The 9123-nt window shown below is 70.1% G+C and carries 8 protein-coding genes; 1 reads left to right on the forward strand and 7 read right to left on the reverse strand.

The window, feature by feature from the left end:
* Positions 1–6 precede the first annotated feature (6 nt).
* On the forward strand, positions 7–1194 hold the full coding sequence (locus ADK36_RS29700) for a hydroxymethylglutaryl-CoA synthase (RefSeq protein ID WP_053199652.1): 1188 nt from the start codon (positions 7–9) through the stop codon (positions 1192–1194).
* A 255-nt stretch (positions 1195–1449) separates the two neighbouring features.
* On the opposite strand, the gene ADK36_RS29705 is transcribed toward ADK36_RS29700, so the two are convergent.
* From ADK36_RS29705 to ADK36_RS29735, 7 genes are all read right to left on the reverse strand, one after another.
* Positions 1450–2763 carry an MDR family MFS transporter gene (locus tag ADK36_RS29705; RefSeq protein ID WP_053084741.1) on the reverse strand — a complete coding sequence of 438 codons (1314 nt, stop codon included), beginning with the start codon at positions 2761–2763 and terminating at the stop codon, positions 1450–1452.
* Positions 2753–3022 (reverse strand): MbtH family protein, encoded by a 270-nt coding sequence (locus tag ADK36_RS29710; protein WP_048585007.1) that lies wholly within the window; start codon positions 3020–3022, stop codon positions 2753–2755. Before ADK36_RS29710 ends, ADK36_RS29705 begins: the two co-directional genes overlap by 11 nt.
* 71 nt (positions 3023–3093) lie before the next feature.
* Positions 3094–3864: a thioesterase II family protein gene (locus ADK36_RS29715; protein ID WP_048585008.1), complete on the reverse strand. Its 771-nt coding sequence runs from the start codon at positions 3862–3864 to the stop codon at positions 3094–3096.
* A 61-nt stretch (positions 3865–3925) separates the two neighbouring features.
* A complete protein-coding gene (locus tag ADK36_RS29720; RefSeq protein ID WP_048585009.1) occupies positions 3926–5161 on the reverse strand; it encodes an ATP-grasp domain-containing protein in 1236 nt (411 codons plus the stop codon).
* A complete protein-coding gene (locus tag ADK36_RS29725; protein WP_053199658.1) occupies positions 5158–6204 on the reverse strand; it encodes a PLP-dependent cysteine synthase family protein in 1047 nt (348 codons plus the stop codon). The genes ADK36_RS29720 and ADK36_RS29725 overlap by 4 nt, the downstream gene beginning before the upstream one ends.
* Positions 6205–6208: 4 nt before the next feature.
* Entirely contained in the window at positions 6209–7087 is an 879-nt protein-coding gene (locus ADK36_RS29730; RefSeq protein ID WP_053084742.1) for a kinase, read from the reverse strand.
* 16 nt (positions 7088–7103) lie between these two features.
* On the reverse strand, positions 7104–9123 hold a 2020-nt coding region (locus ADK36_RS29735), incomplete at its 5' end, for a condensation domain-containing protein (RefSeq protein WP_234329924.1).

Genomic DNA, 9123 nt, shown 5'->3' on the forward strand with positions numbered 1-9123 from the left:
TGGAGCGTGGCAGGCGATCGCGCCATAGGAATTCACGATCTGTCATTCGCAACAACCGAGTTCGTCCTGCCGCACACGGCACTCGCCGATCACAACGGCACCGAGATCGGCAAATACCATGTGGGCATCGGCCAGCGGTCGATGAGCGTGCCCGCCGCCGACGAGGACATCGTGACCATGGGCGCGGCCGCCGCCGCACCGATCATCGCCCGTCATGGCTCCGATCGGATCCGGACAGTCGTGTTCGCGACGGAGTCGTCGATCGACCAGGCGAAGTCGGCCGGTGTGTACGTCCACTCCCTGCTCGGCCTGCCGTCGGCCACCCGGGTCGTCGAGCTGAAACAGGCCTGCTACGGGGCCACGGCGGCCCTGCAGTTCGCCGTCGGCCTCGTGCTGCGCGCCCCCGCGCAGCAGGTCCTCGTGGTCGCGAGTGACATCTCCAAGTACGACCTGGACAGCCCGGGTGAGGCGACGCAGGGCGCGGCGGCCGTGGCCATGCTGGTCGGCTCGGACCCCGCGCTGGTGCGCGTCGAGGATCCGTCCGGCCTGTTCACCGCCGACGTCATGGACTTCTGGCGGCCGAATTACCGTGAGGCCGCTCTGGTCGACGGCGAGGGATCCGTCACCGCGTATCTGCAGGCGGTGGAGGGCAGTTGGAAGGACTACACGGAGCAGGGCGGGCGTCCGCTCGACGAGTTCACCGCGTTCTGCTATCACCAGCCGTTCACGAAGATGGCCCGCAAGGCGCACCGTCATCTGCTGAACACCCGCGGGCACGACACCGACGAGGACCGGATCAGTCGAGCCGTCGGGCCCACCACGGCGTACAACACGGTCTTCGGCAACAGCTACACCGCCTCGACGTACCTCGGCCTCGCGTCGTTGCTCGACCAGGCGGACGACCTGACCGGCCGGCTCATCGGGTTTCTCAGCTACGGCTCCGGCAGCGTCGCCGAGTTCTTCGCCGGAGCCGTCGTTCCCGGCTACCGGGAGCACCTGCGCACCCCGGCACACCACGAGGCGGTCAACCGGCGCCGGCCACTCGACTACGCCGCCTTCCGCAGGCTGCACACGAGGTCCTTCCCGGCCGACGGAGGTGATCACCCCACTCCGACGCAGACCACCGGGCCCTTCCGGCTGGCGGCGCTCCGCGACCACAAGCGCATCTACGAGAGGTGCCAAGGGCACCTGTAACGGACTCAGGGATGTAAGAGACGACCTCAGGGATCCGTCGGCTCCTCCGTTGCCCCGTTGCCGAATTCGACGACGGGGCTTCAGCGGAATACGGCCGTGCAGCGGGCTGGTGCGGCCTGGCGCTCGTCCATGCGCAGCGAGTGGACAGGAACTCGTCGACACCAGATCGGCCAACGTCCCGTCGGGACAGGCCGGCACCTGTGGCTTTGCCACGCTGGATGTTCGCCATCGCGCCCGGACAACCGCCGTTGATTTTCACAGCGGCAGTGACCGGCGGTCGGCAGGACCGCCGGCACCACCCTCAGTGGAATCGAGGGACCGAGGGTGAGTTCCGGCCGGCCGCCCCTTGGGATGTCGTAGCAGCATCCAGTACCCGCCGGCCGTCACCGTACCCGCCACAGCGCAGGCGCCCCAGACCGCTACGGCTCCGAAGCTGTCCAGGACGACGCCACCCGCCACGGGACCGGCGAAGGCCGATGCCGACGAGGCCAGTGCGAAGACGCCCTGGTAACGCCCGCGGGCCTCCGCTGGGGACGACTCGGCCGCCATGGCCATGGACGCCGGCTCGTGGACCACTTCCCCCAGTGTCCAGACGGCCACCGCGAGCATGTAGAACCCCACGTACGCGGGCAGTCCCGCTCTTCCGATCAGGGCCATCAGCCCGAATCCCCATCCGAGCAACAGGGCACCGGACGCGAGCATGACCACCGGTCGGCGTTTTCTCGCCCACCGTGTGACCGGTATCTGCAGGACGACGATCAGCAGGCCGTTGAGCGCCAGCACGCGGCCGTAGTCCGAGGCGCTGAACCCGCTCCGGGTCATGTCGACCGGCAGGGTGGTGAATGCCTGCTGGAGAACCGTGCCGAGGACGAACGCCAGCCCGACCAGCGCCATGAAGCGCCTGTTCCTCCACACCTGCCGGAGCCCGGTCCGGGGGCCCTTCTCACCGGCGACCCTGGTGACCGGTTTCGCCGTCTCCGGGACCCGTGCGAAGACGACCAGGGCGCACAGCACCGTCATCAGCGCGTCGCCGAGGAACAGCCACAGATAGCTGTGCCCGGCGATGAAACCGGCCACCACACCCGATACGCCGAATCCGACGTTGATCGCCCAGTAGTTGAGGGCGTAGGCGCGCAGCCGGTCCTCGGGCCGCAGCAGGTCGACCATCATCGCGGAGACCGCCGGCCTGGAAGCGTTGCTGGTCAGCCCGACCGCGAAGACCACGACCGCGAGCACGACCGGGTGGGTGACGAAACCGAGCGTCGCCGTCGTCACCCCCGCGCCCAGGGAGGCGAGCAGAAAGGTCCGGCGGCGGCCGATCCGATCGGCCAGCACGCCCCCGACCACGGCGGCCAGCCCCCCTCCCAGCCCGTACAGCGCGGCGACCAGACCCGCGTACGCCGCCGAGAAGCCGCGCTGCGTGGTCAGGTACAGGGCGAGGAACGTGACGACGAAGCCGCCGAGGCGGTTGACGAGCGTGCCGGTCCACAGCCACCAGAAGGCGCGGGGCAGGCCGGAGAGGGTCTCCCGCGCGCTCCGTCTGGCGTAGGACAGGGCTCTACTCGGCACTGTCCCCGGGTTCCTGCCCCGACGCCGTGTCCCTGCGCGGCTCCGTACCGGTGGAGGACATCACGGCGACGAGGCTCTTGGGGCGCATGTCGGTCCAGGACCGCTCTATGTACTCCAGGCACTCCTCCCGCCGTGCCCTGCCGAAAACGGGGTTCCAGCCGTCTGGTACCGCCGTGGCGGCGGGCCAGAGCGAGTGCTGTCCTTCCTCGTTGACCAGGACCAGGAAGTCGGCGTGTTCGTCCTCGAAGGGATTCGCCACCGGTTCACCTTTCTCGCTGCGGGTTGGTGGGTTGGGCTTCTGTCATCAGGTCGCGGATTCACTCGCGGGCTTCAGGCGGGCTTCAGACGGGCGAACAGGTCGTCGAGCAGCGCCGGCGCCTGGTCCGCCAGGTAGAAGTGGCCGCCGTCGAAGCGGCGGACGTCGAAAGTCGACCCGGCGACCGGCTTCCAGGCGTCGACAGCGTCCTGGTCCAGGTCCGGGTCGGCGTCCCCGCAGTAGACGACGACGGGCGCGGCCAGTTCCGTGAGCGGTGCCTGGTACTGGGCCAGGAGCCGGTAGTCCGCCCGGATCGCGGGAAGGATCAGTTCGCGCAACTCGGGATGTTCCAGGGCGGCGGCTTCGGTACCGCCGAGCCGGCCGATGAGTTCCACGAGTTCGTCGTCACCGGCCTCGGCGTACCGGCCGCCCAGCTCCTGACGGCCGGGGCCCGGGCGGCCGGAGACGACAAGGGCGGCCACCGAGGAGCCGTACTCGCGTTCGAGGCAGCGGGCCGTCTCGTGGGCGACCGAGGCTCCCATGCTGTGCCCGAACAGCGCCAAGGGCTTGTCGAGGAGCCCCGAGCATGCGCGCGCTATCGGCTCCGCCAGCTCCCGCACGGTTGCCGCGAAGGGGTCCAGCAGGCGGTCCTCGCGGCCGGGATAGCGGACCCCGATGAGCTCCACGTCATCCGGCGTGAGCTTTTCCCAGGGAGCGAAGAAGCTCGCCGCTCCCCCGACATGGGGAAAGCAGACCAGTCGTAGACGCGGATCGGGGCTTCGCTTCACCGTCCGGAACCAGGTGTCCGCCGCATCGGCGTGGGTTCCGTGCATGTCCATGGCCATCGTCACTCAGTTCCTTCAGTTCCTTCAGTTCCTTCAGCGCCTTCACGTTCCGTCTCTGCTGTCATGTCCGCAGTACGGCGCCCAGTTCGACGAGTCCCGCGGTCGCGGCTTCGGCCGCGTCCGGAACCGTGTCCGCGACGGCGATGACGTGGCCCAGACGCCCGCGGAAGTCGTGCGCGGGAGCGACCTGTTCGCCGGCGGCGCGGTACAGCTCGGCCGCTTCGACCCGTGCGGTGGCGCGGGCGGCGGCCAGCGCGGCGGCCCGCGTGTCCGGACCGGCGAGCGCTCCGGGACGCTCGGCGGTGAGGAAGCGGATGGCCGCGGCACGGGCCGGGCCCCGCTGTTCCCCGCCGTGGCCGAGCCCCATGGCGGCCGACACCTGAGCGCGCACGAGGTCGACTCCCAGGGCCCGGCTGACGAGGTCGGGAATCATGCCGCCCGCGAGGCGCGGGTTGACCTCGATCACCCGCGTGTCGGTGCCGTGCCTGCGCAGTTCCACATGTGCCGCGCCCCAGCCGAGACCGAGCGCCTTCACCGCGCGCACGGCCACGTCCTCGAGCTGCGCCCTGGCGTCGGGCGCCGGCTCGGCGGGCAGGTCATGTCCGTGTTCGACGAAGTCGGGCAGGGGGCCCAGATGCTTGGCGACCACGACGACGGCGGTGTTCCCGAAGACCTCGACGGAGTACTCGGCGCCGGGCAGGTACTGCTCGACCAGCACGCCGCGGGCGACGGCGAGCCCGCGTTCGTTGACCGCGGTGGCGGTCAGCGCCGTGGCATGGGCCTTCGTCGACGCCGGGTCCGTGCAGAGCCGTACCCCCAGGCTTCCCGACCCCAGCACCGGTTTGAGTACCACCGGGTACCCGATCCGCTCGGCCGCGCGGACCGCTTCCCGCGCATCCCGCACCAGCGTGAATTCGGGTACCGGCACACCGGATTCGGCGAGCAGGCGGCGCTGCTCGGCCTTGTTCCGGCAGGTCCGTACGGCGTCGGCGTCGGGTCCTGGCAGGCCGAGGCGGTGTGCGGTCGCGGCGGCGGTGGCCGCGTAGTACTCGGAACTGCTGGTGACACCGGCGATGCGGGCCCCCTCACCGACGGACCGCGCGGCGGCCAGCACCGCGTCCTCGTCGGAGGTGTCGGTGGTGACGACGCGCAGTCGGTCCTCGGCCGCGTAGGGGTAACGGCTCGCGTCGGCCGTGAGGAGTACGGGTTCGGCGCCGAGGTCCGCCGCGCGCCGCGCGAACTGCCGCCCGGTTCCCGTGGTGTTGCTCTCGACGAGAAGAAGTACGGGCGAGGTCACGAGGCTCCCTCCGGGCCCATGACCTGCGCGTGGCTGCGGCGGCCCCATATCAGTCGCGCCCAGCTCTGCCCGGCCTCGCTCGGATGCCGGATCAGCCGGGGTGCCGTCGCGGCGGCCGGAGTCACCCCCTGTGCCCGCAGCCAGGCGTCGTTGTAGATGGTCGACTGGTAGCGGTAGCCCTCGTCGGGCAAGAGCATCAGGACCGTCTCGTCGGGGTGGTGCTCGGCCCACCAGGATGCGGCCTGGTAACTGGCTCCGCTGGTGGGGCCCATGAAGAGGCCGTGCCTGCGGTAGAGCTCATGGGTCGCGTGGAACGCCTCCGCGGGCGCGACCCAGTGGACCTCGTCGTACGCCGTGTGATCGACGTTGCCGGGGATGAGGCTCATGCCGAGCCCTCTCAGGAGCCGTTTCCCTTCCGGCGCCCCGAAGAGGACGGAGCCGTGGGTATCGACGCCGACCAGGCTGAGGGGCAGATCGTTCTGGCGCAGGGACGCGGCGACGCCGCCGGTGGAACCGCCGGAGCCGACGGGTCCGACCAGGCATGACACGCCGCCGAGCGTGTGGGCGATCAGTTCGCCGACGGCCACATAGGCCGCCGGGTTGGCCGGGTTGTCGTACTGGCCGGGGATGAAGCTCTCGGGCCGCTCCTGGTGCAGCTCGTTGACCCGGGACAGGCGCGCGGCCTGGATCCCTCCGGGCCGTCCGTCGTCCTCGACTATGTCGACCGTCGCGCCGAGCATTTCCAGGCGGTTCTTCAGGTCCTGGTCGATCACCGGGTCACCGACCACGGTGAGCGGATAGCCGCGCGCCTGGCACACCATGGCGAGACCCAGACCGAAGGTGCCGGAGGACGTCTCGAGGATCGGGGTTCCCGGGCTGATCAGGCCGGTCCTCTCCGCCTGTTCGAGGATGTAGCGGGCGGGCAGCAGCTTCATGAGGCTGAAGGCGGCCGCATAAAGGTTCTCGCGAACGCGGATGATCCGCGGTAATTCCATGGCCTCGTAGGCCGACCCGTAGACTTTTCCGTACACCGTCGTTGACATGACTTCAGCCACCCGTTTCGAATTCCCATTGCTCGGTTATTTCAATGTCTCGGAGCAGTCGTCCGGCCTGCGCCATACGCTCGGAAACGTCCAGTCGGCCAGGATCGAACATGAGGCCCGCTATGTCACCGCTGTGGGCCGTCTGAACTCCGACCGCCCCTGCCTCGTCCGCGATGGCCAGAATGCTCTCCAGCCGCGGAACGGGGAGACGGCGCTGGTTGATCCGCGTGCTCGCGGTGGCCACTTCTCCGAGCAGCGTGACGTCCTTGGCCGCCATGGCCTCGCCGAGCATCCGGCGCAGTTCCGCGAAGCGCTCGATCTCTTCGGCGTCGTAGGCCGCCGGCGGCAGTGCCAGGGTGTCCACCCCGGTCCCGGTGGCACCCGGCCGGGATCCGAAGCCCAGGACGCGCAGCGGTGGCATCGGGTATCCGAAGTCCTCGATGACCTCGCCGTCCCGGTGGGCGAAGAGCACCGTCGTGGACGGGTACATCAGCGAGTCCGACGCCGTCTCGGCCAGGACGGCGATGCGCGCGACGTCGTCGTCGGGGAGAGACACCGAGAACGCGTTCTGCACGGCGCCGACCGCCGCCAGTACATCGCTCGTCGACGACCCGAATCCGCGTCCCAGAGGCACGTCGCCGGAGAGTTTCAGCCCGCCTCCGGTCTTTCCCAGTTCGGCCAGTGCGAGTTCCGCCGCCCGCTGGGCCTTGACCTTCCACGGTGGAAGAACCGTCACTCCGGCGTAGTCGTCCGGAATGAAGTGGGCCTGGACCGAGTAGATGGCACAGGGCAGCGTCACCAGTCCCCGGCGCAGTTCTCCCTCGTGCCGGAACACGCCCTGGAGTATCTCACCGTGGTGCACGGGAGCCGAGGACAGGCCCATTCGTCGTTCGTACTTGTCAGTCAATGTCTCGGCCGTCTCCGTTGAGATCTCCTACCTGCTGCCCGGTGTGCTTCCGTGGTGATTCCAGGAGCTCGGCGATTTCGGCGACGGTGGGGCGTTCGAACATGGCACGCATGCTGAATTCCGCGTCGAGTTCGGCACGGATCCGGGCGACCAGGCGGATGGCGAGCAGGGAGTGGCCGCCGAGTGCGAAGAAGCTGTCGTGGCTGTCCACCCGCTTCCGGCCCAGCACCTCGGCGAACATGCCGCGCAGTGCCTGCTCCCGCTGCCGGGATGCCGGGCGCGCGGGTGCGGACGTCGGCGTGTGCACCGGGCCGCGGTCCGGTGCCCGCCGCGCTCCTGCCGGTACCGCCTCACCGTGCCGGCCCGTCGAGGGCTCTGCCCCGCATGGCACGTCCACGTCTCGCAGAGGCAGGTCCGGTGTGCTCTCCAGAGCCGTCACCAGGTGTTCGGCGGCTTCGGTCAGCCAGGCGCACACCGCTTCGGGGGCCAGCGGTGCGACCGCCTGGACGGTCAGCCGGAAGTCGGTGCCGAAGTCGTCGACGGAGACGGTGAGCGGATAACTGGTCCGCTCACCGGCCGGGAGCATCTCGACTCCTTCGAGCCCCGGCTGTGGAGCCTGGTCGATGTCGCTGCTGTAGCGGTAGTTGAGCAGCGAGGAGAACAAGGGGACGGTCGGTTCGACGCCGCTGGCCTGCTGGGCGAGGGCCAGCGGAGCGTGTTCGTGGGCCAGCAGTTCGGCCATGTGCAGCTGCATCGTCCGTACGGCCTCGCGGGTGCTCGTCTCCTGGACGGCGAGCCGGACCGGCAGCGTGTTCAGGAACATCCCCGGGATCCTGTCGGCCCCGACGCCGGCGTGCATCCGGCCGAACAGCACTGTGCCGAAGACGACGTCGTCGCGCGAGGACGCCGCCGCGAGGACCCGCGCCCAGACGACGTGGAAGACGACTGCGGGGCTGACGCCGAGGCAGCGCGCCTGCTCCCGCAGGCGGAGAGCGAGTTGCCGGTCCATCGGCACGCCGGCCTCCGTGGCGGAGGCACCCGAGCCGTGGACGTTCGGCACTCCGTGGGGAGTGGTCGCCTCGGTCACGTCGCCCAGCAGTTTCGCGAAGAAGCGCAGGTGCTCCTCCCGGCCGGCCTGCTGCCGGGACTGCGTGACGAACTCCCGGAAGGAAACCGGCTCCGCCAGCCCGTCCTCCTCGCCCCTCAGGAACGCCGCCACCTCCTCCAGAATCACCGCGAGACCCGTGTGGTCCTGGGTCAGCTGATGGAACTGGAGGACCAGCAGCCAGCGGCCGGTACCGGGCTCCGCCGCGACATGGGCGCGCAGCAACGGGGCGCCACCGAGGTCCATCGGCCGGTCGGACTCGGCCAGAAGCCGCGCCGTCGGGTCGGGCTCTTCCTTGTCCAACTCGACTTCGACCACGGGGACATCGACGTGGCGGAGGACCACCTGCACCGGTTCGGGCATCCCCTCCCAGACCACGACCGTCCGCAGGGCGTCGTGCCGCTCGACGACCTTCCCGAGGGCGTGGAGGAAGGCGTCGACGCGGGCACGGGAGTCGAGGCGCAGCGCCGTGGGCAGGAGGTAGACATCGCCGCCCCGGTCCGCGTCCAGCAGGTGATGGAAGAGGATGCCCTCCTGGAGCGCGGTCAGTGGGTAGGCGTCGGCGATGTTCGCGGCACCGCCGGGGACGACCCCGGCGATCCGGTCGACGTCCGCGGCGCTCACGGCAGGCAGCGTGGTCGACCGCGGGGCGGCCCCGGCGTCGTGCTCCACGGTCGCCCGCGCAGGCGGCGTGCTGGACTGCGCGGCTGCCCGCGCGGCGAGACTGGCGACCGTCGGCGACGCGAACAAGGTCCGTACATCGACCGGCAGACCGCGTTCACGCACGCGCCCCACCAGGGTCACGGCCAGCAGGGAGTGTCCGCCGAGTTCGAAGAAGTTGTCGTCGACACCGACCCGCGGCAGACCGAGGACATCGGCGAACACCTCACACAGCACCCGCTCCTCA

The organism is Streptomyces viridochromogenes (assembly GCF_001270495.1).
Classification (GTDB): domain Bacteria; phylum Actinomycetota; class Actinomycetes; order Streptomycetales; family Streptomycetaceae; genus Streptomyces; species Streptomyces viridochromogenes_A.

Coding starts and splice junctions, on each gene's coding strand:
- ADK36_RS29730 (WP_053084742.1), bottom strand. CDS start 7,087: ATGGGCCTGTCCTCGGCTCCCGTGCACCACGGTGAGATACTCCAGGGC.
- ADK36_RS29715 (WP_048585008.1), bottom strand. CDS start 3,864: ATGGCCATGGACATGCACGGAACCCACGCCGATGCGGCGGACACCTGG.
- ADK36_RS29725 (WP_053199658.1), bottom strand. CDS start 6,204: ATGTCAACGACGGTGTACGGAAAAGTCTACGGGTCGGCCTACGAGGCC.